General features: G+C 66.3%; 23 protein-coding genes. All 23 read left to right on the forward strand.

All coding sequences use genetic code 11. The features are described from left to right. Positions 1–7: 7 nt before the first annotated feature. The gene (locus AC1KAR_RS05385) at positions 8–1,150 is read left to right on the forward strand and encodes a LegC family aminotransferase (protein ID WP_480315284.1); all 1,143 of its coding nucleotides are present in this window, start codon (positions 8–10) and stop codon (positions 1,148–1,150) included. Between the two features lie 64 nt (positions 1,151–1,214). After that, positions 1,215–2,216 (forward strand): N-acetylneuraminate synthase, encoded by a 1,002-nt coding sequence (gene neuB / locus AC1KAR_RS05390; RefSeq protein WP_480315286.1) that lies wholly within the window; start codon positions 1,215–1,217, stop codon positions 2,214–2,216. Between the two features lie 50 nt (positions 2,217–2,266). Further along, positions 2,267–3,412, forward strand: coding sequence for a UDP-N-acetylglucosamine 2-epimerase (gene neuC, locus AC1KAR_RS05395; protein ID WP_480315288.1), 1,146 nt, complete (start codon positions 2,267–2,269; stop codon positions 3,410–3,412). Between the two features lie 28 nt (positions 3,413–3,440). Then, the gene (locus AC1KAR_RS05400) at positions 3,441–5,105 is read left to right on the forward strand and encodes an ATP-grasp domain-containing protein (protein WP_480315290.1); all 1,665 of its coding nucleotides are present in this window, start codon (positions 3,441–3,443) and stop codon (positions 5,103–5,105) included. Positions 5,106–5,145: 40 nt separating this feature from the next. After that, the gene (locus AC1KAR_RS05405; RefSeq protein WP_480315292.1) at positions 5,146–6,201 is read left to right on the forward strand and encodes a nucleotidyltransferase family protein; all 1,056 of its coding nucleotides are present in this window, start codon (positions 5,146–5,148) and stop codon (positions 6,199–6,201) included. After that, a complete protein-coding gene (locus AC1KAR_RS05410) occupies positions 6,194–7,276 on the forward strand; it encodes an acyltransferase family protein (RefSeq protein ID WP_480315293.1) in 1,083 nt (360 codons plus the stop codon). The genes AC1KAR_RS05405 and AC1KAR_RS05410 overlap by 8 nt, the downstream gene beginning before the upstream one ends. Then, the gene (locus AC1KAR_RS05415) at positions 7,266–7,976 is read left to right on the forward strand and encodes an acylneuraminate cytidylyltransferase family protein (protein WP_480315295.1); all 711 of its coding nucleotides are present in this window, start codon (positions 7,266–7,268) and stop codon (positions 7,974–7,976) included. Before AC1KAR_RS05410 ends, AC1KAR_RS05415 begins: the two co-directional genes overlap by 11 nt. A 4-nt stretch (positions 7,977–7,980) precedes the next feature. After that, positions 7,981–9,366, forward strand: coding sequence for a hypothetical protein (locus AC1KAR_RS05420; RefSeq protein ID WP_480315297.1), 1,386 nt, complete (start codon positions 7,981–7,983; stop codon positions 9,364–9,366). Positions 9,367–9,384: 18 nt separating this feature from the next. Next, a complete protein-coding gene (locus AC1KAR_RS05425) occupies positions 9,385–10,647 on the forward strand; it encodes a lipopolysaccharide biosynthesis protein (RefSeq protein WP_480315299.1) in 1,263 nt (420 codons plus the stop codon). Continuing rightward, on the forward strand, positions 10,644–11,366 hold the full coding sequence (locus AC1KAR_RS05430; protein ID WP_480315301.1) for an acyltransferase: 723 nt from the start codon (positions 10,644–10,646) through the stop codon (positions 11,364–11,366). Before AC1KAR_RS05425 ends, AC1KAR_RS05430 begins: the two co-directional genes overlap by 4 nt. Beyond that, entirely contained in the window at positions 11,363–12,484 is a 1,122-nt protein-coding gene (locus AC1KAR_RS05435; protein ID WP_480315303.1) for an NAD-dependent epimerase/dehydratase family protein, read from the forward strand. The genes AC1KAR_RS05430 and AC1KAR_RS05435 overlap by 4 nt, the downstream gene beginning before the upstream one ends. After that, positions 12,481–13,473, forward strand: a complete 993-nt coding sequence (locus AC1KAR_RS05440) for a WaaS/CpsH family glycosyltransferase (RefSeq protein ID WP_480315305.1) — start codon at positions 12,481–12,483, stop codon at positions 13,471–13,473. Before AC1KAR_RS05435 ends, AC1KAR_RS05440 begins: the two co-directional genes overlap by 4 nt. Then, positions 13,470–14,675, forward strand: a complete 1,206-nt coding sequence (locus tag AC1KAR_RS05445; RefSeq protein WP_480315307.1) for a hypothetical protein — start codon at positions 13,470–13,472, stop codon at positions 14,673–14,675. Before AC1KAR_RS05440 ends, AC1KAR_RS05445 begins: the two co-directional genes overlap by 4 nt. Continuing rightward, positions 14,672–15,550 (forward strand): glycosyltransferase family 2 protein, encoded by an 879-nt coding sequence (locus tag AC1KAR_RS05450; RefSeq protein ID WP_480315309.1) that lies wholly within the window; start codon positions 14,672–14,674, stop codon positions 15,548–15,550. Before AC1KAR_RS05445 ends, AC1KAR_RS05450 begins: the two co-directional genes overlap by 4 nt. Positions 15,551–15,621: 71 nt before the next feature. Next, positions 15,622–16,353: a glycosyltransferase gene (locus AC1KAR_RS05455; protein WP_480315311.1), complete on the forward strand. Its 732-nt coding sequence runs from the start codon at positions 15,622–15,624 to the stop codon at positions 16,351–16,353. Between the two features lie 46 nt (positions 16,354–16,399). Continuing rightward, the gene (locus tag AC1KAR_RS05460) at positions 16,400–17,542 is read left to right on the forward strand and encodes an N-acetyl sugar amidotransferase (protein WP_480315313.1); all 1,143 of its coding nucleotides are present in this window, start codon (positions 16,400–16,402) and stop codon (positions 17,540–17,542) included. Further along, the gene (hisH, locus tag AC1KAR_RS05465) at positions 17,539–18,153 is read left to right on the forward strand and encodes an imidazole glycerol phosphate synthase subunit HisH (RefSeq protein ID WP_480315315.1); all 615 of its coding nucleotides are present in this window, start codon (positions 17,539–17,541) and stop codon (positions 18,151–18,153) included. Before AC1KAR_RS05460 ends, hisH begins: the two co-directional genes overlap by 4 nt. A gap of 4 nt (positions 18,154–18,157) precedes the next feature. Then, positions 18,158–18,955 (forward strand): AglZ/HisF2 family acetamidino modification protein, encoded by a 798-nt coding sequence (locus tag AC1KAR_RS05470; protein WP_480315317.1) that lies wholly within the window; start codon positions 18,158–18,160, stop codon positions 18,953–18,955. 8 nt (positions 18,956–18,963) lie between these two features. Beyond that, positions 18,964–19,998, forward strand: a complete 1,035-nt coding sequence (locus AC1KAR_RS05475; protein ID WP_480315319.1) for a polysaccharide biosynthesis protein — start codon at positions 18,964–18,966, stop codon at positions 19,996–19,998. Position 19,999: 1 nt separating this feature from the next. Further along, positions 20,000–21,115, forward strand: a complete 1,116-nt coding sequence (gene wbjC, locus AC1KAR_RS05480; protein WP_480315321.1) for a UDP-2-acetamido-2,6-beta-L-arabino-hexul-4-ose reductase — start codon at positions 20,000–20,002, stop codon at positions 21,113–21,115. Further along, positions 21,112–22,245 carry a non-hydrolyzing UDP-N-acetylglucosamine 2-epimerase gene (gene wecB, locus AC1KAR_RS05485; RefSeq protein WP_480315323.1) on the forward strand — a complete coding sequence of 378 codons (1,134 nt, stop codon included), beginning with the start codon at positions 21,112–21,114 and terminating at the stop codon, positions 22,243–22,245. Before wbjC ends, wecB begins: the two co-directional genes overlap by 4 nt. Before the next feature lie 7 nt (positions 22,246–22,252). Then, entirely contained in the window at positions 22,253–23,479 is a 1,227-nt protein-coding gene (locus AC1KAR_RS05490) for a glycosyltransferase family 4 protein (RefSeq protein ID WP_480315325.1), read from the forward strand. Positions 23,480–23,644: 165 nt separating this feature from the next. Then, the gene (locus tag AC1KAR_RS05495; protein WP_480315327.1) at positions 23,645–24,742 is read left to right on the forward strand and encodes an MraY family glycosyltransferase; all 1,098 of its coding nucleotides are present in this window, start codon (positions 23,645–23,647) and stop codon (positions 24,740–24,742) included. Positions 24,743–24,748 lie beyond the last annotated feature (6 nt).

Below are 24,748 nucleotides of genomic sequence, written 5' to 3' on the forward strand. Positions count from 1 at the left end.
GTCCAGGATGTTCGACGGCCTCGTCAGCTTCGTGCGCGACCAATACGCCACGACCGAGTTCATCCCGCTGCATGCGCCGGTTTTCCGCGGCCGCGAGCGCGAGTTGGTGCTGGACACCATCGACTCGACTTTCGTGTCCAGCGTGGGCGCGTACGTGGACCGCTTCGAGCGCGACACCGCCGCGTTTTGCGCCAGCCCGCGGGCCGTGGCGGTAGTGAACGGGACGGCGGCACTGCACATCTCGCTGGTGCTGGCTGGCGTGGAGCACAACGACTTGGTGGTGACGCAGTCGCTGACTTTCGTAGCCACCTGCAATGCGATCGCGTACTGCGGCGCGCAGCCGCTGTTCATCGACGTGGACCGTCGCACGCTGGGCCTGTCGCCAGCGGCGCTGGACGCGTGGTTGCAGGAACATGCATTGATCGACGACACCGGCGACTGCCGCACGCGAGACGGTCACCGCCGCATCCGCGCCTGCGTGCCCATGCACACCTTCGGTCATCCGGTCGACCTGGACGCGCTGGTCGAGGTCTGCGCGCGCTGGCACCTAGTGCTGATCGAGGACGCGGCGGAGTCACTGGGCAGCTACTACAAGGGCCGCCACACGGGGACCTTCGGCCGCATCGGAGTGCTGAGCTTCAACGGCAACAAGATCATGACGACCGGAGGCGGCGGCATGGTGCTGGCGGACGAGGAGCTAGGCAAGCGCGCCAAGCACTTGACCACGACGGCCAAGATCCCGCACCCGTACGAGTTCTTCCACGACGAGGTGGGTTACAACTACCGCATGCCCAACCTGAACGCGGCGCTGGGCTGCGCGCAGCTGGAGCAGTTGCCGGCGTTCCTGGAGTCGAAGCGCGCGCTGGCGCAGCGCTACATCCAGTTCTTCGAGGGCACCGACCTACAACCCATCGTCGAGCCTGAGCACTGCCATTCCAACTACTGGCTGAACGGCGTGATTTGCGAAAGCCCCGAGCAGCGCGACGCGCTGCTGAAAGCGACCAACGACGCCGGCGTGATGACGCGCCCGATCTGGGCGTTGATGACGCGGCTGCCCGCGCATGCGAATGCGCTGAGCGGCCCGCTGGAGAACGCGCAGTGGCTGGAAGCGCGCGTCGTGAATCTTCCGAGCAGCGTGCTGCCCGTCTGAGGCGGCACCCATCCCCTCACCCACGAGGCTTGACCTGAACCACGAAACAACGATCGGACCGGACATGGACCAGACGCTTGTCATCGCCGAGATCGGCGTGAACCACAACGGCGACATCGGGCTCGCCAAGGAAATGATCGCCGCGGCGAAGGACACCGGCGTCGACGTCGTGAAGTTCCAGACCTATAAGGCCGAGGAAGTCATGACCGACCAGACCCCTCTGGCCGGCTACATGAAGGATGGAGACAAGAACTTCCTCGAGCTGGCGCGCCGACTGGAGCTGTCCTTCGACGAGACGCTTTCCCTGCAGGCCTACGCCAACGACATGGGCGTGGAATTCCTCTCCTCGCCTTTTGACGTCCCGTCGACCGAGTTCCTCGGCACCATCGGCATGCGCCGCATGAAGATTCCGTCGGGCGAGACGGTCAATCCGTTCCTCCTACGTGCCGCCGCCGTGACGAAGCTGCCGCTGATCGTGTCGACCGGCATGGCAACGCTGGAAGAAGTCCGCCGGTCGCTGGCCTTCCTGAAACACCACCAGAGCGGCCCCGTCACGGTGCTGCATTGCACGACGCAATACCCCGCGGAGCCTCAGCTCTCCAACCTGCGCGCGATGGCCACGATGGCGCGCGAGTTCGGCCTGCCGGTCGGCTACTCCGACCACACGCCGGGCATCGAGATCTCGCTGGCGGCCGTGGCCCTGGGCGCGACCGTCATCGAGAAGCACTTCACGCTGGACAAGAAGCTGCCCGGCCCGGACCAAGCGGCCTCGCTGGAGCCGCATGAGCTGCGCGCGCTGGTGGACGGCATCCGCAACATCAACTCGGCACTGGGTCACGGCGAGAAGCGCCCCTGGCCGGTCGAGCTCGAAGTCGCCAAGGTGGCGCGCAAGTCCATCGTCGCCGTTCGCGCGATGTCCGTGGACCATGTGATCGTGGACGCGGACCTGACCGCCAAGCGGCCCGGCACCGGCATCCCCGCGATGGACGTCGACCAGGTCATTGGCCGCAAGCTCGCGCGCGACGTCGCCGAGAACGCGCTGATCGACTGGGCCGACCTGGCCTGATCGCCAGCCGCCCCGCAGCCTCCGACGCCATCGACGCCAAGCCCCCATCCATGTCTTCCCGGCCCCTCACGCTCGCCTCGCTCACGGTCGCGCGGTCCGACTTCGGCCGCATGGAGGCGCTGTACCAGTCGCTGCATGCGTCGCCGCGCTACCGCCTGCTGCTCGCGGCGGGTGCCGGCCACCATGACGAACGCCTGGGCCGCACCTTGCAGGATGTCGAGCGCAGCGGCCTGCCGCTGGACTGCCTGCTGCCGGCTGTCGAGGGCGGCGCCAGCGTGCAGAGCGCCGCCGTGCTCGCAGGCGTGGCGCAGTGGCTGGAGGAGCGCCGGCCCGATGCGTTGCTGATTCTGGGAGATCGCTATGAAATGCTGGCCGCCGCGCAAGCGGCGATGCTGGCGCGCGTGCCGGTGATTCACATCGGCGGCGGGCATCTGACGCTGGGCGCGCTGGACGAGCGCGTGCGGCATGCGCTGTCCAAGCTGGCTGCGCTGCATCTGGTCGCGTCCGAGGGCTGCGGCGCACGCGTCGCCGCGCTGCATGAGGACCCGGCGGCCATCCATGTGCTGGGTGCGCCGGAGCTCGACGCGCTGGTGCAGACGGCGGTCACGCCGCGCGAGGAATTCTGCGCCGTGCTCGGCCTGGACCCGGCCCGCCCCTTCCTGCTGGTGACGCTGCACCCCGAAACCAACGTCGACGACGCCACCAACGCGCGTCTGGCAGAGGCAGCGCGACAGGCCCTGCTGGCCACGCCGCGTCAGGTCCTGATCACCGCGCCCTGCGCCGACCCGGGCAACGCGCCCTTCCTCGCGCTGTGCGAGTCGCTGCCGGGCCTGCGCGCCGACGCGCGCTACGTGCCCAACCTGGGACTGCGCCGCTACGTCGCCGCACTGCACCACGCCGCGGCGATGGTGGGCAACTCCTCGTCAGGGATCATCGAGGCGGCCACCGCCGGCCTGCCCGTCGTGAACATCGGCGCGCGCCAGGCCGGCCGTGACCGTGCGGCGAACGTGCTGGACTGCGCCTTCGACGCGGCGGAGATCGGCCGCGCCATTGTTGCGGCGATCGACCCGGAATTCACGGCGCGCAGCCGCAGCGTGGTCAATCCGTATGGCGATGGCACCTTCGCCGCGCGAGCCCTGTCCCTGTTCGATCGCCTGCGCTGGCCGCTAGCCGTAGACAAGCCCTGGCTGGCCTGAACCGGCCCGCACACCCTCCGCTCCCGCCATGAACGTCTTCTTCCTCAACGTCGGTCGCCGTTGTGAACTGGTGGAGGCCTTCGCGCGGGCGCTGCCGGCGGTGTCGCCGGGCCTGATCTGGGGCAGCGACCCCAACCCGCTGGCGCCCGCGCTGGCCGTCGTCGATCGCCGCGTCGAGCTGCCGACGCCCATCGACAGCGAGGCCTTCCTCGACGCGCTGTGCGACTTCCTCGTGCGCGAGTCCATCGATCTGGTGATTCCCACGATCGATCCGGACCTGGTGCGCCTGGACCGCTGGCGTGCGCAGATCGCCGAGCGCGCGCCCCAGGCGCGCCTGCTGGTGTCGCCGAGTTCGGTGATCCGGATCGCGCGCGACAAGCGGCTCAGCCGCGACGCGTTCGCCGCGCTGGGCGCCGAGGTTCCCGAGGCGGTTGACCCGGGCGCCCCGGACCTCGTGTTCCCGCTGTTCATCAAGCCGGCGTCGGGCTCCGCATCCATCGGCGCGGTGCGCGTGAACGACGCGGACGAGCTGCGCGCGCGGCTGGCCGAGACGGCCGATCCCATGGTCGAGCGCCTGATCGGCGGCGACGAGACGACGGTGGACGTGCTGCTGAACCTGTCGGGCCAGGCGCTGTGCGCGGTCCCGCGCCGCCGGCTGCAGGTGCGCGGCGGCGAGGTCACGCGCGGCGTTGTCGAGCGGTCTCCGGAACTCGAAGCGCGCGCGATGGCGATCGCGTCGGGCCTGGGCTGCATCGGCCCGGTGACCGTGCAGTTCCGCAATCCTGCGCCGGGCCGCTGGGTGGCAATGGAACTGAATGCCCGCATGGGCGGCGGTCTGCCACTGGCGATCGGCGCGGGCGCGGACTGGCCGCGCTGGATCCTGCAGATGGCCGCCGGGCGCGCGCCGTCGGTAGCGGGCGCGACGGTGCATGACGGCATGGTCATGACCCGCACCGATCGCTCGATCTTCCTGCCCCCGGCGAGCTTGACGGTGCCGCGCGGCCTGGACGCGCCGCTGCCGGCGGTGATCGTATTCGACATGGACGACACGCTGTATCCGGAAGCCGACTTCGTGCGCTCGGGCCATCGCGCCCTGGCGGAACGCGTCTGGCAGGACCTGCGCGTGGACATCGAACCCGAACTGCGCCGGCGCTTCGCCGCCGGTCAGCGCGGCGACCTGATGAGCGCGGCGCTGGCGGCGCTGGACGTCGCGGCTCCGCAAGACTACGTCGGCCGCGTGCTGGTGCCGGTCTATCGCGAGCATGCGCCGGCGATCCGCCCGCATGTGGAGACAGTGCCGGTGCTGACCGAGTTGCGCGCGCGCGGCCATCGGCTGGCGCTGCTGTCCGACGGCTGGGCGGAGGTGCAGCGTCGCAAGCTCGCGGCGCTGGGCGTGGCGGCGCTGTTCGACGAGGTGGTCATCACCGACGAGCTGGGCCGTGACGCGTGGAAGCCGTCGCCGGTGGGCTTCGAGCGCATCCTGACCGCGTTGGGCGTGGCGGGGGACGCGGCGATGTATGTGTCCGACAACCCGCACAAGGATTTCGCCGGTCCGCATCGGCTGGGCATGTGCACGGTGCGCATCATCCGTCCGGGCACCGAGCACGGCGAGGCGCTGGCCCCGGCCCCTGAACATCAACCGCAGCGCGTGATCCACGCGCTGCAAGAGCTGCTGGCGGCCCCGGTCCGTTGAGGACCGCCGACCAACGCGAAGTCTTCCGGAACGACCGACGATGAAAAACTGGGAAACCGTTCTTATCTCCCCGCAAGCGACGTTGCATGACGCGATGGCGGCGCTGGACCGCGGCGGCCTGCAGATCGCGGTGGTCGTGGACGAGCATCGCCATGTGCTCGGCACGCTGACCGACGGCGACATCCGCCGCGCGCTGCTGCGCCAGCTGCCGATGCGCACGCCGGCCGAGGAGATCATGGGCCGGTCGCCGGAGAAGGCACCGGCGTCCGCGTCCAAGGAAGAGGTGCTGGCGCGCATGGAGCGCCGCCGCCTGCTGCAGATCCCGATCGTGGACGAGCAGGGGCGCATCGTGTCGATCCAGACGCTGCACGACCTGTTGCATCCCAAGCGCCGCGACAACGCGGTGTTCCTGATGGCAGGCGGTTTCGGCAAGCGGCTGCAGCCGCTGACGGACCACTGCCCCAAGCCACTGCTGAACGTCGGCGACAAGCCCATCCTCGAGATCATCATCGAGAACTTCGTGGCGGCTGGGTTCCACCGCTTCTTCATCTCGACGCATTACCGGCCGGAGATGATCCGCGAGCGCATCGGCGACGGCGGGCGCTGGAACATCGACGTCGAGTACGTGCACGAGGACGAGCCGCTGGGCACGGGCGGCGCGCTGGGCCTGTTGCCCAAGGACCGGATCCGCGAGCCGATGTTCATGATGAACGGCGACCTGCTGACGAATCTGGACTTCAACAAGCTGCTGGACTTCCACGACAGCCACGACGGCGTGGCGACGATGTGCGTGCGCGAGTACGAGCATCGCGTGCCCTACGGCGTGATCGAGAGCGACGGCCTGCGGGTGACGTCGATGGTGGAGAAGCCGGCGTACCGCTACTTCATCAACGCGGGGATTTACGTGCTGTCGCCGTCGGTCCTGGACGCGGTGAGCGAGGGCCAGCGCATCGACATGCCGACGCTGCTGGAGCAGCGCATGACGGCCGGCGAGCTGGTCAACATGTTCCCGGTGCACGAGTACTGGCTGGACATCGGCCGCATGGAGGACTTCCAGCGCGCGCAGGATGAAGTAGCCGGGGTGCTCCGTGGCTGAGGCGGGAGCGCGGCGCGACGCCGCCGGCCGCTACGAGGCACTGGACTGGCTGCGCGGCCTGCTGGCCGCGTCCATAATGCTGTACCACCTCATCACCTGGGATGTCGCGCCGCAGAAGGCCGACACGGTGCTGGGCCGGTTCGGTGTGTACGGCGTGTCGATGTTCTTCGTCTTGTCGGGCCTGAGCATCGCGGTGGGCTATCACCGCTTCCTGGGCAGCTGGGCAGGCGTGTGGCGCTTCGGCGTGCGGCGCATCTTCCGCATCTGGCCGCTGCTGTGGCTGGCCGTCTTCACGATCACGGTGCTGCTGGTCTCGCGCGGTGAAGCGCCCAGTTGGCGGCTGGTCGCGCTGAACCTGACGACGCTGTTCGGCATCATCCTGCCGACGGGCTACCTGAACGTGGGCGCATGGTCGATCGGCAACGAGATGGTCTATTACAGCCTGACTCCGCTGATCGTGATCCTGTATAACCGCAGCCGCCAGCTGGGCAATGCCTTACTGCTGGTGACGCTGGCGATTGGCGCGGGCTTCGCTTTCCGCTGGATGAGCCCGCAGGCGACGCTCGCGGCGCAGTGGGCGACCTACGTCAATCCCTTCAACAACCTCTTCCTGTACACGGCCGGCGTCGCGCTCTACTTCAACGCAAAGGGACCGGCCTGGTCGACGGCCCGTGTGCTGTCGGCCATGGCGGTCGCGCTGGGCGTGTTCGTGCTGTATCCGGTGGTCGGTGACCAGGCGCTGCTGGTGACGGGTGCCAACCGCTTCGTCTTCAGCGCGGCCTCGGTGCTGCTGGTGCCGGCTTTCTTCAAGTCGGCGATCGCGCTGCCCAGGCTGCTGGCGATGCCCTTGACGCAGCTGGGTCTGGCGACCTACGGGGTCTACCTGCTGCATCCGCTGGTGCGCGAGGGTTGCCGTCTGTGGCTACCCGACGTGGGCGCGGCCGTGCAGGTGCCGCTGATCGTGGCGCTGACCGTGGTGGTGTCGGTCGTGCTGTACCACCGCTTCGAACTCCCCCTGATGCAGATCGGCAAGCGCCTCGCGCGGCCGACGCCTGTGCCCGCCCATGCCGTTTGACGCCCGCCTCCTCGCCATCGTTCCCGCGCGCGGCGGCAGCAAGCGGCTGCCGCGCAAGAACGTGCTGCCGCTGGGCGGCAAGCCGTTGATCGCGTGGACCATCGACGCGGCGCGCGAGAGCGGCTGTTTCGTCGACGTGCTGGTCTCCACCGACGACGCCGAGATCGCCGAGGCGGCGCGCGCGCACGGCGCGCTGGTGCCTTGGCTGCGGCCCGCCGAATTCGCGACCGACACCGCGCGCAGCATCGACGTGGTGCTGCATGCGCTGGACTGGTACGAGCACGAGCGCGGCACCGTCGCCGGCATGATGCTGCTGCAACCCACCTCGCCGTTCCGTTCCGCGGCGACCATCCGTGACGCCGCGTCGCGTTTCCTCGCCCTGGGCGCCGATGCGCCGGTGGTGGGCGTGAGCCCCGCCGAGAACCATCCCGCCTGGACCTTCTCGGTCGAGGGCTCGCGCATGCAGCCCTTCTGCGGCTGGGACAGCCTCAAGCTGCGCTCGCAGGACCTGCCGCAGGCCTACACGCTCAACGGCGCGATCTACGTGTCCACGCCGGCGCGCCTGCGGGCCACGCAGAGCTTCTATGCCGAGGACATGCACGCGCTGGTCATGCCGGACCGCGCCGAGAGCCAGGACATCGACACGTCTGAGGACTGGGCGCGCGCCGAGCGGCTGCTGCCCTCGTCGTCGCGGAGCTGAACCGATGGACGTCCTGGAGTTCAACCGCCGCTTCATGCAGATCGAGGAAGAGCTCGCGCTCTTCCCCGACACCCGCGTGGCCGATCCCGGCTGGTGGGACGTGGTGCGCCACGATGTGATGAAGCAGGTCTACAACCAGATCGCCGGCGTAGGCCCCGAGACGCCCACCCCGCCCAGCTTCGCGATGCGTCTGCGCCATCTGGCGACGCGTCTCGCGCTGCGAGTCGACCTGGAAGTCCGCCTGTGGGTGGGACGCCATGACGTGCTGGTCTACCGCGCGCCGCGCCTAGTGCGCGACGGCCGCCGCATCGACACCGGACTGGACCAGGTGATCGCTGCCTGCCCCGGACGCAAGCTGGTCATCAACACCTTCCCGCATCGCTACGACCGCGGCTATGCCCGCGCAGGCCGACTCGCTCCGCGTCCCGCGCAACTCGATGCGCTCGAACGCCGCCTGAACGGCGAGTTCGGCATCCCGGTCGACCTCGACGCGTTCGTGCGCCAGCGTCTGGCCGACTTCGAGATCGGCCGCCGCCGCTATGCCCAGGTGCTCGCACGCGTGCGGCCGCGCCTGGTGCTGCTCAACCAGAACGGCATCGAGAAGGCGTTGTTCCGCGCCACGCGCGAAGCAGGCATTCCCTGCCTGGAAGCGCAGCATGGCCTGATCAACGCTGCGCATCCCGGCTACGCCTATCCCGCCAGCGTGCATGGCGCCGGCCGAGCGATGTTCCCGGACGTGATGTTCGCGTTCTCCCAGTTCTGGATCGACGGCTGCCATTACCCCGCGCGCCATCGCATCGCGATGGGCAACGACGTCTTCCACCCCGCGCGCATGGCCCCCACGCCCGCCGGTGGCGCGGTGCTGGTGATCAGCGCGCTGAAGTACCACGACGCCCTAGTCCGCTGGCTGCGCGAGACCGCGCCGCGCGCCCCGTCGCGCCGCTTCCTCTACAAGCTGCATCCCGGACAGGCCTCCAGCCTGGCCGCCATCCAGGCCGAACTCGCCGATGTGCAGAACGTGACCGTGCACGGCACCGACGTCACGGTCCAGACCCTGCTCGCCGGATCCTCGGATGTGCTGCTCATCCAGTCGACTGTCGCGTATGAGGCGGTGCAGGCCGGACGCCGGCTGCTGATCATTCCCGAGCTGGACTACGCCACGCATTCGGACCTGATGACGCTGGACGGCGTCGAGGTCGTGAACGACGCCGCCGCGCTGGTCGAGGCGCTGGCGCACGACCGGCCGCCGCGCGCGCCGCAGGTGTTCTTCGAGCCGTTCGACGCTGCGCGGGCCACCCGCATCCTGGAGCGGCTGCTGCGCACCGGCGAGCCTTTCGCGCCCTCGGCATCCGCCGCGCCGGCTGCCCTCGCGGCCACGCCTCGCGCCTGACACAGAGCGGCCCCCGTCATGAGCCTGAAGCGTTCCTTCGTCATCTACACCGCCAGCAGCATCATCGGCAGCGCGCTGCCGCTCGCGCTGCTGCCGCTGATGACGCGTTATCTCAGCGTCGAGGAGTACGGCATCGTCGCCACGATGACGACGCTGATCGCCTTCTTCACGCCGCCGCTGACCTGGGGCGTGCCGGGCATCGTGTCCGTCGAGCACGGCCGGCTGGACCCCGACTCCTTCCGCCGCTTCGTGGCGACGGCCTTGAGCGTGCCGCTGGTGTCGCTGGTGCTGATGACGCTGCTGGCTGCCATCGCCGCGCCTTGGGCGGCGCCGCTGCTGCAGGTCCCCTCCTCGTGGTTCGCGGCCATGCCGCTGATCGCCGGCCTGGCCGTGCTGCCGCAGGTGCTGTCGTCGATCCTGCGCATGAGCAACCGCCCCCTGTCATTCGGCTTGGTCGAGGTCGGCCAGGCGCTGGCGACGGTGCTGCTGTCGTATGCGTTCGTCGTCTCGCTCAACGGCCACTGGCAAGGCCGCATGTGGGCCTACGCCAGCGCGGGCGGTCTGGCGTCGCTGGCGGCACTAGTCTGGCTGGGCCACCACGGCTACCTGCGCCGGCCGGCCGGCGCGGAGATGCTGCGCGAGGTGTTCCGCTTCGGCCTCGGCCTGCTGCCGCACGACCTGGGCAACCAGGCGATCCGGCTCGCCGACCGGCTGTTCCTGGTGGCGCTGGTCGGCCTGACCGGTGCCGGCCAGTACGCGGTGGCCGCGCAGGTGACCGCCGTGGTCATGGTCCTGCTGTCGGCCTTCAACCGCGCCTGGGCGCCCTATCTGTTCCCTCGCCTGCGCGATCCTTCGCCCGACACGCAACGCCAGCTGGTGCGCATGTCCTACGGCGTGATGGCCGGCTTCCTGGCCTTCTTCGTGGTCTTCAACCTGCTGGTGCCGGTGGCCTTCCGCTGGTTCATCGATCCGAAGTTCCACGAGGCGATCGCCTACGTGCCGTGGCTGACCGTCGGCTACTTCTTCACGTCGGTCTACATGACGTACATCGATTACATCTTCTTCGTGAAGAAGACCTATCTGCTGTCCATGGTGACGACGCTGAACATGTCGTTGAACCTCGGCCTGAACTACCTGCTCATCCGCGAGTTCGGCCCGATCGGCGCGGCCTACGCGTTCGCCACCACGATGTTCGTCGTGATGCTCGTGGCCTTCTGGCTCAGCAACAAGGTGCACCCCATGCCGTGGTTCTGCTGGGCGCGCCGGAGGGCCGCCGCATGATCGGCCGCCTGATGCGTTTCTGGCGCCAGCCGCCCACGCGCCGCCGGCAGCGTCTGAGCTTCCTGTGGGCGGGGTGGGTGACGCGTTTCTGGCACGGTCCGCGCCTGCGCTCGCTGGGCCGCGGCACCATCATCCAGGCCCCGCTGTTCTGGACCCCCGAGTACCTCGAGGTGGGCAACGACGTGCTGATCTGGCCGGGTTGCCGCTTCGAGGGCATCGACCTCGACACGACCACCGCCGGCACCGCGCCGCGCATCGTGCTGGGCGACGGCGTCAGCTTCCAGCAGCATTGCCACCTGACCGCGGCCCGGCACGTCGAGATCGGCGCGCGGACCTCCGTGCTCTTCGGCGTGATGATCACCGACACCGATCACCGCTACGACCGCATCGACCAGCCGCCGGCGCTGCAGCCGCTGGACATCCGGCTGACCATCATCGGCGAGGACTGCTTCATCGGGGCGCGCGCCAGCATCCAGGCCGGCACGCGGCTGGGACGCCATTGCATCGTCGGCACCAACGCCGTCGTGCGCGGCACCTTCCCGGACTACTGCGTCCTCGTCGGCACGCCGGCGCGCATCGTCAAGCGCTACGACGCGGCGTCCGGCGAATGGCGCCGCACGGCACCCGACGGCAGCTTCCTCGCCGCGCCGGCCGACCCGATCGCCTCGCCGTTGAGCGAGCCCCAGGCATCCGACGTTTCTCCGAAGACCCACCCATGAACATACTCATCACCGGCGGTGCCGGCTTCATCGGTTCCAACCTGGCGCGCTCGCTCGTGGCGCGCGGCCATGTCGTCACCGTCATGGACAACCTCTCGCCGCAGATCCACGGCGAGGACTCGCCGCTGCTGGCCACCATCGCCGGCCAGGTCCGCTTCCTGCGCGGCGACGTGCGCAACCGCGAGGACTGGATCACCGCCCTCGAAGGCCAGAACTCCGTCGTCCATCTGGCAGCCGAGACCGGCACCGGCCAGTCGATGTACGAGATCGAGCGCTACGTCGACGTGAACATCCGCGGCACCGCCCTGCTGCTTGACCTGCTCGCCAACCATCCGCACAGCGTGCGCAAGCTGGTCGTCGCCTCCTCCCGCTCCATCTACGGCGAGGGCCGCTACCGCTGCGCCGAGCACGGCGTCGTCTACCCGCTGGCGCGCGAGGCCGCGCACATGCAGGCCGGCGACTTCCACGTGAAGTGCCCGCACTGCGGCACCGACGCCGAGCTCCTCGCCACCACCGAGGACAGCCGCATCCACCCGTCCTCGCTGTACGGCATCACCAAGCAGAACCAGGAACAGATGATCCTGACGCTGGGCCGGTCGCTGAACATCCCCGGGGTGGCGCTGCGTTACCAGAACGTCTACGGCCCGGGCCAGTCGCTGTCCAACCCGTACACCGGCATCCTCTCGATCTTCTCGACGCGCATTAAGAACGGCAACGAGATCGTCATCTTCGAGGACGGCGAGGAAAGCCGTGACTTCGTGTACATCGACGACGTGGTCGACGCGACCGTCGCGGGCATCGAGCTGGACGATCCCGGTCAGCATGTCGTCAACGTCGGCGCGGGTGAGCGCACCAGCGTGCTGACGGTGGCGCGTTCGCTGATCGCGGCCTACGGCGCGGACGTGCCGGTGCGCATCTCCGGCAACTTCCGTCTGGGCGACATCCGCCACAACTTCGCTGACATCGAGGCGGCCCGTGCGCTACTGGGCTTCTTGCCCAAAGTCGACTTCGCAACCGGCATCCGGCGCTTCGCCGCGTGGGTTGACGGTCAGGTTGTGCGCGCCGACACCTACGACCAGAGTATCGCCGAGATGAAAGCCAAGGGGCTCTACAAATGAGCCAGGCTCCCCGCCGGGATCTGGTCGGCCGCAGGATCCTGCTAATCGGCATCGGGTTCTACGACTATGAGCACAGCATCGCGACGCGATTGCGGGAGCGTGGGGCGCAGCTCACTGTCTTCGAGGATATGCCGTATGTTCTGCGTGAAGGCCTGCTCGCGGGCCTACTGCGCCACCTGCGCTGGACCCCCGGCGGCATTGTCGCTCGCCACGAGCAGCGCATCCTCGCCGCCGCGCATGATCGCGGTTTTGACCAAGTGCTCGTGATCAGGGGCATTGGCCTGCGCGTGCCCTTCCTCCAGACGCTGCGCGCCACTCTGCCCAAAGCCGAGTTCGTGCTCTACCAGTGGGATTCGCTTAACCGCTTGGACGGCATCGAGGAACGGCTTCCGCTGTTCCATCGCGTGCTGAGCTTCGACCGCAAGGACGCCACCGAGCGCCCCGGCATCGAATTCCGCCCGCTGTTCTTCCGCGAAGCGCCCAGGCTGGATCTGCCACAGGACATCGACGTTTCCTTCGTCGGCTGGCTGCATTCGGATCGGCTCGAGTCGATCCGGCGCATGCAGGCCGACGCGCGCGCGAAGGGCCTTACCACCCACGTCTACCTCTTCACCGGCTGGTTGACTTGGCTGAAGCTGGCGCTCAAGCGCAATGCCGCCGACGTCCACACGCGGACCCTGCCCTATCGAGAGATGCTGCGGATCAACGCCCGATCGCGCTGCATTTACGATCTGCCGCACGCGCTTCAGACCGGCATGACGATGCGCACCATCGAGACCATCGGCGCTTCCCGCAAGCTCATCACGACTGCGACGGATATCGTGAACTACGACTTCTACTGCGCAGACAATATCCGCGTGATCCAAGCCGCCGGGCCCGCGCTGGACCCTTCGTTCGTGAAGACGCCGATGGCGCCCATGAGCGACGACGTGCTTCGTCGCTACACGCTGGACACTTGGCTTACTGACGTGCTGAGGCCCGCTGCATGACCACCATTCCGCGGTTTCGCGGCGTTGGCTTCCCCGCGCCCGGTGACAAGTGGCCGGTGCTGTTGTTCTCATTTTTCGTCTACATGACACTGATCGGCCCCGCAGCCGGCATCAATAAGCTGCCGTTCGCGCTGATGTTCTTGTGGCTGCTGCTGAACATGTGGCGGCGGATGGGCGTTATCACCTTTCCCTCGTTCGCACCCACCATCATCAGCAGCATCTTCTTGTACGGGTTGGCGCTGTCGTTGATAGTCAACCACGCAGATCTAGGCATTGCGGTGCAGTTCGTGACATCCACGCTGGTCTTGCCACTGATCTACTACATCAAGGCCCACGACATCGACATGGACCGGCTTGCAGAGCGCTCGGCCTACGTGCTGCTGGCCTGTACCGTGGCGTTCTGGCTGTCCATCCTAGGTTCGGGCGACTTCCCATTCGCGGGCCCAGTCTATGAGTTCTTCACCAACTACAACTTCAGCGCGGCCTCCAACCGAGATTTTTTCGAAGGCGGAGCGACCGCGACACTGCAACTGGGCACGGCGCCCTTCCTGTTCGTGGGACTGGCCGTCGTGGGCATGCGGCTGTTCTCGCCGTGGCGCCGGCAGATGGATCTAATCAAGTTGGTAGCCATCATGACCGCGATCTTGGTGAGCGGCCTGCGCGCACTGATCGGAGTTTCAGTGCTGTACTTGGCCTTCCTCGCGCTGCGCGCGCTACGGCCTGTGCAACGCTGGCTTCTGATAGTGGTGCTTGGCGCGCTGGCCTGCTTGTTCTGGTGGGCCGTGCTAGGCGACTCTCAGGTGCTGAGCCCCGGCGAGGAATCCAACGCCGTGAAGATCGGGCATTTCAACTCCTTCATCGACGACCTCACCGTCACCAGCGCCCTATTCGGGCGCGGTCTGGCCAGCTTCTACTTCTCATCCGGCTCGGGCGTCTTCAAGGCCTACACTGAGCTCACCCCCATTGACATGACCCGCTACTTCGGCATCCCGCTGACGCTGGTGCTGTACGGTTGCCTTCTGATGCCCGTGCGCGGTCTGGGACGCTACCTGCGCGACCGAGGCGGCTACACCGTGGCCGTGCTGCTCTTCGTCCTGATGTCGATGACCAACCCCGTGATGTTCAATTCGTACGGAATGCTGGTGATTCTCTGGTACTGGTCATCCCTCTACCCGCGCGCGACGGGCAGATCCGCGTCATGAAGCTGTTCTCCGTCATCGTCACCTACCACCCCACGCCAGAGGTGCTGGAGCGGCTGACCGGCACGCTACTCGCCGCCGGCGCGCAGGTGATCGTCGTGGACAACACCCCTGGCGGATCGCCGACGCCGGCCGGCTGCGCCGGCATCTCCATGGGGGACAACGCCGGCATCGCCAAGGCGCAGAACGAAGGCGTCCGACGCGCACTCGCCGAAGGCGCGGAGGCCATCCTCTTCTTCGACCAAGACAGCACCATCCACGACCGGCTAGTGGCCGACCTGGCCCGGCACCTGGACGTGACCCGACTTGGCGTCATCGGCCCGCTGCACTTCGACGAACGCCAGGGCTTCGAATGTCCAAACTACGTGCTCAACCAGTGGGGCTACCCCCGCCAGGTCGTATCGGCGGGCCGGCGCGCGCCCTACCCGGTCGACTCGCGCATCTCATCCGGATCACTTGTTACTGCGCCGACCTTCGCCGCTGTCGGGCTGTTTGACGAATCGCTCTTCCTGGATTACGTGGACATCGAGTGGTGCCTGCGCGCTCGCGCCCGCCAAGTGCCCATCCTGGTTGACCCCACGCTGGAGATGCGCCACACCATCGGCGACAAGGTCGTGCAGACGGGGCCGCTCAAGGTCTTCATCGACGGCCCCGTGCGCAGCTACTACCGCATGCGCAATGCACTGCTCCTGCTACGTCGGCGCGAGGTGCCGACCGTGTTCGCATTCAAGGAGATCGCCGCGGAGTTCGTGCACCAGACCTTGCAATTAATCATCGCCGACCAGCGCGGCGCGCGATTCGGCGCCCTCGCCTCGGGCGTCTGGCACGGTGTCATTGGTCACGGCGGACGCCACGGCAGACAACGGAGCGAGCCATGAGGAGACTCGGTTCCACTTCCCGACCACCAGAACCAGCCCGCGATTGGCAATCTACGACCATCAGCGTCTGCATGGCCACTTACAACGGCGAGAGATTCCTCGCCGAGCAGGTGGCGTCCATCCTGCCACAGCTGGGTGCGGATGACGAACTTGTCGTGCTCGATGATGCCTCGCGCGACGGCACCATCGCCTTATTGGAGCGCTTGGGCGACTCGCGCGTGAAGATCCATCGCAACGAGCGCAATCTCGGGCATGTGCAGACCTTCTCCAAAGTGCTGTCGCTTGCCGGCAATCCAGTAATCCTCATGGCCGACCAAGACGACGTCTGGCTGGATGGCCGTGTGGCCGCGATGCGCGAGGCGCTGGCCGACGCGCTGCTGGTGTCCACCAACAGCGATTTCATGGACGGCGAAGGCCAGCCAATCGCGCCGCTGCACACCGGCCTGAACGCCGCCCAGTCCGACGAGCACGTTGCCAACATTGTGCGCATTTTCTCCGGCAAGGCCTTCTACGACGGCTGCGCCATGGGCCTGCGCGCAGAGCTTCGCCCGCTCATCCTGCCCATCCCGGCCTACGTCGAGTCGCACGACCTGTGGATCGCGATGGCAGCCAACCTAGCTAAGTCCAACGTCCACCTGCCGCGCACCACGCTTCAACGTCGCGTCCACGGCGGCAACGCCAGCGTCGGGCGCCGCCCGCTGTCACGTAAGCTCTGGAGCCGATGGGTGTTCGTGCGTTCCTTGCTGACGCTGCTCGATCGCCTGAGGCATCTCCCATCCGATCTCGCCCGCTCCGCGACCTAGTCTTCTATCCGCCCTTTTCCGCTCAGCCGATACGTACGGGACCACCGTGTCAAATCAAAACTACCGCATCTGCAGCCGCTGCATCATGGACACGTCGGACCCCAACATCCGGTTCGAAGAGAACGGCCACTGCGACTACTGCATCAACTTCGACGCCATCATCAAGCCCAACTGGCGCACCGGCCCGGAAGGGGATTACCAGCTCGCGCAGATGGCCGACGCGATCCGCGAGGCCGGTAAGGGCAAGGACTTCGACTGCGTCATCGGCCTGAGCGGCGGCCTTGACAGCTCCTACGCAGCCTACGTCGCCAAGGAGAAGATGGGCCTGCGCCCGCTGCTCTTCCACGTCGATGCCGGCTGGAATACGGATCAGGCCGTAGGCAACATCGAGAAGCTTGTCGACGGCCTCGGCCTCGACCTCTACACCGAGGTCATCAACTGGGAAGAGATGAAGGATCTGCAGGTCGCCTTCTTGAAGTCCGGCATCCCGGACCAGGACCTGCCGCAGGACGCCTCCTTCTTCTCGTCGCTGTACAAGTTCGCGCACCAGTACAAGATCAAGCACATCATCACCGGTTCGAATTTCTCCACCGAGTGCTGCCGCGAGCCCGAGGAGTGGGGCGGCTACCTGGGCATCGACAAACTGCTGTTCAACGACATTCATGGCCGCTTTGGCGAGCGGCGGCTGGAGACCTTCCCGCTCAAGGACATCATGGTCTACAAGCTGTATTACCAGAAGATCCTCGGCATGAAGGTGCACCACCCGCTCAACCTCGTGCCCTTCGTCAAGAAAGATGCCGAGGATGAGCTGGGCCGCCGCTTCGGCTGGCAGCGCTTCCAGCACAAGCACCACGAATCGCGATTCACCCGCTTCTACGAGGACTACTGGCTGCCGCGCCGCTTCGGCTTCCACAAGCGTCGCGCGCACTTCTCGAGCCTGATCATGACGGGCCAGATGACGCGTGAAGCCGCCCTGGACCGCATCTCGCGGCCCGAGATGGACGAACACTTCCTCAAGCAGGAGTTCGAGTACGTCGCCCACAAGCTCGACCTGACGGTGGATGAGCTGCAGCAGATCTTCGAGCTGCCGAAGAAGACCTACCGCGACTACCGCAACAAGCGCTGGATGATCGGCTTCGGCGCCAACGCCATGCGCTGGCTGGGACTGGAAAAGAGGTACTTCCGATGATCCGCATCGTCGACTACGGCGTCGGCAACATCCAGGCGTTCCTGACGATGTTCAAGCGCCTCGGCCTGGAGGCCACGCGCGCGCGCAGCGCCGAAGAACTGGATGGTGCCAACCGCCTGGTCCTGCCCGGCGTGGGCGCGTTCGACACGGCGATGACGCTGCTCAACCAGTCGGGCATGCGCCCGCGGCTGGAAGAGTTGGTGCTGGCGCAGCAGGTACCCGTCATCGGCATCTGCGTCGGCATGCAGATGCTGGCCGGTGGCAGCGACGAGGGCGTGCTGCCCGGTCTGAACTGGGTGCCCGGCCGCGTCAAGGCGTTCGCGAACACGCCGGCCTCGCAGGACCTCCCCATGCCGCACATGGGCTGGAATGACCTCCGGGTCCGCCCCGGCCACAAACTCTTCACCGACTTCGAGCCCGAGCCCCGCTTCTACTTTCTGCACTCGTACTACTTCGACGCCGAGGACAAGACCGACGTCGCCGCCACGGCCGAGTACGGGCTGGACTTCGACTGCATCGTGTCCAAGGGTCACATCCACGGCGTGCAGTGCCACCCCGAGAAGAGCCATCACTTCGGTGCTCAGCTCTTGAAGAACTTCGCGGAGCTCTGACCCCATGCTGCGTCCCCGCATCATTCCCTGCCTGCTCGTCCACAAGGGCGGGCTGGTCAAGACCCAACAGTTCAAGGCGCCGAAGTACGTCGGAGATCCCATCAACGCCGTCAAGATCTTCAACGAGAAGGAGTCCGACGAGTTGATGGTGATCGACATTGACGCCGCGGTGAACAAGGTCGAGCCCAACTACGCGCTGATCGCCAAGCTGGCCGCCGAGTGCCGCATGCCGCTGTGCTACGGCGGCGGCGTCACCACCGCCGAGCAGGCCGCGCGCATCATCGACCTGGGCGTGGAGAAGGTCTCCGTCAGCTCCGCCGCCGTGGCCGATCCGTCGCTGCTGGGCCGCATGGCCGAGGCCATCGGCCGCCAGAGCGTCGTCGCCGTGCTGGACGTGCGCAAGAGGGGTGGCCTGTTCAGCAAGGGCTATGAGCTCTGCACGCACAACGCCGGGACCGCGCACAAGCTCGACCCCGTCGCCTTCGCGCGCCAGATGCAGGACGCGGGCGCGGGCGAGATCGTCATCAATTCCGTCGACCGCGACGGCGAGATGAAGGGCTACGACGTCGACCTGGCCCGCCAGATGCGCGCCGCACTGAAGGTGCCGCTGACCGTCCTGGGCGGCGCCGGGTCGCTCAACCACGTCGGCGAACTGCTTGGTGCCTGCGGCGTCATCGGCGCGGCCGCCGGCAGCCTCTTCGTCTTCAAGGGCCAATACCGCGCGGTCCTGATCAACTACCCGACGCCGCAACAGAAGGACGACCTCTGTCGCGCCGCGTTGAGCTCGCACTCCAAGCTCTGATACCAACCATGTTCACCGACAAGACTCTGCTCATCACGGGTGGCACTGGCAGCTTCGGCAACGCCGTGCTGCGTCGCTTCCTGGACTCCGACCTGCGCGAGATCCGCATCTTCTCCCGCGACGAGAAGAAGCAGGACGACATGCGCAAGCGCTACAACAGCCCGAAGCTGAAGTTCTACATCGGCGACGTGCGCGACGCGCGCGCCGTCGAGACCGCGATGCGCGGTGTGGACTTCTGCTACCACGCCGCGGCTCTCAAGCAGGTGCCGTCCTGCGAGTTCCACCCGATGGAAGCGGTACGCACCAACGTTCTGGGCACCGAGAACGTGCTCGAAGCCGCCATCCATGCAGGCGTCAAGCGCGTCGTGTGCCTGAGCACCGACAAGGCCGTCTATCCGATCAACGCGATGGGCATCTCCAAGGCGATGATGGAGAAGGTCATGGTTGCCGCCTCACGCAACCTCGAAGGCACCGGCACCGTCATCTGCGGCACTCGCTATGGCAACGTGATGGCCTCGCGCGGCTCAGTGATCCCGCTGTTCGTCGAGCAGGTCCGCGCCGGCAAGCCGATCACGATCACCGACCCGAACATGACACGCTTCATGATGACGCTCGACGACGCCGTCGAACTTGTCCTGTACGCGTTTCAGCACGGCAACAACGGCGACATCTTCGTGCAGAAGGCACCGGCCGCGACCGTCGCGGTGCTGACCGAGGCCATCCTGTCGCTAATGAGCAAGCCCGAGCACGAGGTGCGCGTCATCGGCACGCGCCACGGCGAGAAGCTCTACGAAGCGCTGCTGAGCCGCGAAGAACGTGCCGCAGCCGAGGACCTCGAAGGCTACTTCCGCGTGCCGCCGGACGGCCGCGACCTCAACTACGGCAAGTTCGTCGAGCAGGGTGAGGTGAGCATCTCCGAGAGCGAGGACTACAACTCCCACAACACCGACCGCCTGGACGTCGAGGGCATGAAGCGCCTGCTGCTGAAGCTGGACTTCATGCGCCGCATCTCCGCCGGTGAAGCCGCCAATCCGGAGGACTGACATGCGCATCGCCCTCACTGGCGGCCGGGGATTCATCGGTCGCAATCTGCAGGTTCGGCTCCAGGAACTGGGTCACGCGGATCTGGTGCAGATCCCGCACGACACGGCCCTTGCAGACCTCGCCGGCCTGCTCGCGGGCGTGGACGTCGTCTTCCACCTGGCCGGCGTGAACCGGCCCAAGGACCCGGCGGAATTCGCCACCGGCAACCACGCCTTCACGCAGGCGCTGTGCGCGGCGATGGCAGCGCAGCCTCAGCCGCCGCAGGTGGTCTACGCCTCGTCCACACAGGCAGCGCTGGACAACCCCTACGGCCGCAGCAAGCGCAAGGCCGAGGACGAACTGCTGGCCTACGGCAGACGCACCGGCGCGAAGGCGTACGTGTTCCGCCTGACCAATGTCTTCGGCAAGTGGTCGCGTCCGAACTACAACTCGGCTGTCGCGACCTTCTGCCACAACATCGTGCGCGGTGAGACCATCGCCGTCAACGACCCGAACGCGTCGCTCAAGCTGATCTACGTCGACGATGTGGTGCGCCACTTCACCGCACTGCTCGACGACGCGACGCCGCCGTCCGGCCAGCTACAAGCTGGACCGGAATACGACATCACCGTGGGTGCCCTCGCCGACCAGATCCGCGCCTTCCACACCAGTCGCGACAACCTGGTGAGCGAGCGCGTCGGCACCGGCCTGACGCGCGCGCTGTACGCGACCTACGTCAGCTTCCTGCCGCTGCCCGCGTTCGAGTACACAGTGGCGCGCCACGCCGATCCGCGTGGCGTGTTCGTGGAGATGCTCAAGACACCGGACTGCGGTCAGTTTGGCTACTTCACCGCCTTCCCGGGCATCACGCGCGGCGAGCACTATCACCACACCAAGACCGAGAAGTTCCTGGTAATCAAGGGCACGGCCAGCTTCGGCTACCGCCACATCATCACCAATGAGACCCACGAGATCGTCACGCAGGGCGGCGAGGGCCGCATCGTCGAGACCATCCCGGGCTGGACCCACAACGTGACCAACGTCGGCGAAGACGAACTCGTCGTGCTCGTGTGGGCCAACGAGATCTTCGACCGCCAGAAGCCCGACACCGTCGCCCAGAAGGTGCAGCAAGCATGAAGAAACTGAAAATCGTCTCGGTCGTGGGCACGCGGCCGGAGACCATCCGCCTGTCGCGCGTGCTCGCGCGCCTGGACGAGCACTGCGACCACGTGCTGGTCCACACCGGCCAGAACTACGACTACGAACTAAACCAGGTCTTCTTCGACGACCTGGGCGTGCGCAAGCCCGACCACTTCCTCAACAGCGCCGGCGCGAACGCGGCGCAGACGATCGGCAACTTGATCATCGCCGTCGACAAGGTGCTGGAAGAGGAGAAGCCCGAGGCGCTGATGGTGCTGGGCGACACCAACAGCTGCCTGGCCGTGATCCCGGCCAAGCGCCGCAAGGTCGCGATCTTCCACATGGAAGCCGGCAACCGCTGCTTCGACCTGCGCGTGCCGGAGGAGACCAACCGCCGCATCGTCGACCACATCGCCGACATCAACCTGACCTACAGCGACATCGCCCGCGAGTACCTGCTGCGCGAGGGTCTACCGCCCGACCAGGTGATCAAAACCGGCAGCCCGATGTTCGAGGTGCTCACCCACTACCGCGACCGCATTGACGCATCCGACGCGCTGGCGCGCCTGGGCGTCGAGCCCGGAAAGTACTTCGTTATCAGCGCGCACCGCGAGGAGAACATCGAGTCCGACCGCAGCTTCAACAAGCTGTGCGCAGTGCTCAACGGCCTGGCCGAGGACCACGACCTGCCGGTCATCGTGTCCACGCATCCCCGCACGCAGAAACGCATCACCGCGGTGGGTGTCAGCTTCCCTCCGCAGGTGCGGCTGCTCAAGCCGCTGGGTTTCCACGACTACGTGAAGCTGCAGATGCACGCCAAGGCGGTACTGTCGGACAGCGGCACCATCACAGAAGAATCGTCGATCCTGAACTTCCCCGCGCTCAATCTGCGCGAGGCGCACGAGCGTCCGGAAGGCATGGAGGAGGCGTCGGTGATGATGGTCGGTCTTGAACTCACCCGGGTTCGCCAGGCATTGGGAATCCTGCAGACGCAACCGCGCGGCTCCGAGCGCTCGCTGCGCCAGGTCAACGACTACAGCATGCCCAATGTCTCGGACAAGGTCGTGCGCATCGTCCATAGCTACACGGACTACATTCAGCGCGTCGTATGGCGCCGCTACGAGTAAGGCGACGGTGCGGATACTTGTCGTAAGCCAGTACTTTTGGCCGGAGACCTTTCGCGTCAACGAAATCGTCTCGGAACTGACCGCCCGCGGGCACGATGTCACCGTTCTCACCGGCAGGCCAAACTATCCGGAAGGCGTGCTGCATCCCGGCTTCGTGGCAGACCCGGCGCGCTACTCACGCTACGCCGGTGCTGATGTGCTGCGCGTGCCACTGCGACCTCGAGGCCAAGGTAGTCTGCGCTTGTTGCTGAACTACTGCAGTTTCGTGTTCTGGGGTTGCGCGCTGGGTCCACGTATGGTGAGTGGTCGCCGTTTCGATGCAATCTTCGTCTTCGAGACCTCGCCAATAACGGCAGCTCTTCCCGCGATCCTGCTGAAGCGGATCAAGCGAGCGCCGCTTTCGATGTGGGTGCTGGATCTCTGGCCGGACACACTGCAGGCCGTCGGCATGATCAAGACCGAGTGGCACCTGTGGGCTGTCGGCCTGCTGTGCCGGTTCATCTATCGCCGCTGCGACCTGATCCTCGGTCAGTCACGCGCGTTCATTGAGCCGATCCGCCGCTGGGCAGGATCCACGGAGCGGTTTCGCTACTTCCCCCAGTGGTCCGAAGAGGTCTTCGATTCACCGGCCAACCGAATCGAACCCGCAGCCGAAGTAACCGCACAAGGCGCGGCATTCAATATCGTCTTCGCCGGCAACATCGGTGAGGCACAAGACTTCCCTGCGCTGCTTCGGGCTGCTGTGCTCACGCGCGATCGCCGCGACATCCGATGGCTGATCGTTGGCGATGGCCGCGCCGCACCACAGGTACGAGCAGACATCGAACGACTCGGACTCTCAGAGTCGGTTGTGATGCTGGGCCGCCACCCGGTCGAGCGCATGCCCAGCTTCTTTGCCGCAGCCGATGCGTTGCTGGTTGCACTCAAGGCAGAACCAATCTTTGCACTGACAATCCCGGGCAAGGTCCAGAGCTATCTAGCGGGGGGCAAGCCCATATTGGGCATGTTGGACGGTGAGGGTGCTCGCGTGATTGAGGAGTCGAACGCCGGGCTTGTGGCACCGGCGGGCGACGCCGAAGCACTGGCGCGTCACGCACGGGCTCTCGCGGATATGCCAACGGAAGTACGAGCAAGAATGGGAAACAACGGTCGACGGTTCGGCCAGACGCATTTCAAGCGCAGCGCATTGATGAACCAGTTGGAAACCTGGTTGGCGGATCCAAACGCACCCTGACTTTCCAGGACCGACACGGCGAAGCTCGCTCCGCCGCGATGCGGAATTCCAATGCTGCGTGCATACGCGGTCATGCGTATACGCCCGCTAGAATCTTGTCCCTCTCGACACAGTCGTCTGACCTTTACAAAAGTTCGGTTCGGCATCTGAAAGCGACGCAGCCCCATGAGTTTTCTGATCTTAAGTTTCCTCGCGTCGCTGATCACTACCGCATTGCTCATCCGATCCGCCGTCCGCATCAATCGCCTTGCCGACCACGATCTGAGCGGCCCTCAGAAATTTCACAAGCGCCCAGTTCCTCGCGTCGGTGGCATCGGGATCATGGTGGCGCTGGCGGCTGGGCTCGGTCACCTGACCCTTGCACAAGGCACCGACCTCGATGCATTCGCGTTGCTGGTCGTCTGCAGCCTGCCTGTTTTTCTGGTCGGCATTACCGAAGACCTCACCAAGAACGTCTCGCCCCGCCGCCGCTTGATTGCCACAGCCGTGTCCGCCACCCTCGCATACTGGCTGCTCGACGGGGTGGTCGATCGCACGCAAGTCCCCCTCTTTGAAACGGCTGTGCAATGGGCGCCGTTCGCCTTCGCGCTCACGCTCTTCATCATCGTCGGCATCACGCACGCCACGAACATCATCGACGGCTTCAACGGCCTCGCCTCGATGTGCGTGTTGATGATGGTGCTTGCCATTGCCTACGTGGCCTATCAGGTGAATGATTCGTTCATCTTCACCAGCGCGCTCATCACCGCTGGCGCCATCTTCGGCTTCTTCGTCTGGAACTTCCCTGCCGGCCTGATCTTCCTGGGCGATGGCGGCGCGTATCTCATTGGCTTCCTGCTCGGCGAGTTGGGCATCCTGCTGGTTCATCGCAACCCCAGCGTCTCACCGATCTGCCCTCTTCTGCTGTGCGCCTATCCGGTGTTCGAGACGGTCTTCACGATGTACCGCCGCAAGTTCGTGCGCGGCGTGGCGACCGGCCTGCCCGACGGCATTCACCTGCACACCTTGATCCATCGCCGGCTGGTGCGCTGGACGTTGATGAACAACGCAGAACAGCGACGGCTCACACGCCGCAACTCGGCAACCTCGCCTTACCTCTGGATCCTGTGCCTGACCTCCGTAATCCCGGCGGTGCTGTGGTGGAACAACACGCGGGTGCTGACCTGCTTCTTGTTCGGCTTCATGGGCGTCTACGTGTGGCTCTACGCGAGCATCGTTCGCTTCAGGACACCGCGTTGGATGGTGTTCCGCCGCACTCGCTGAAGACTC

The organism is Piscinibacter sp. PDB1-1 (assembly GCF_056675995.1).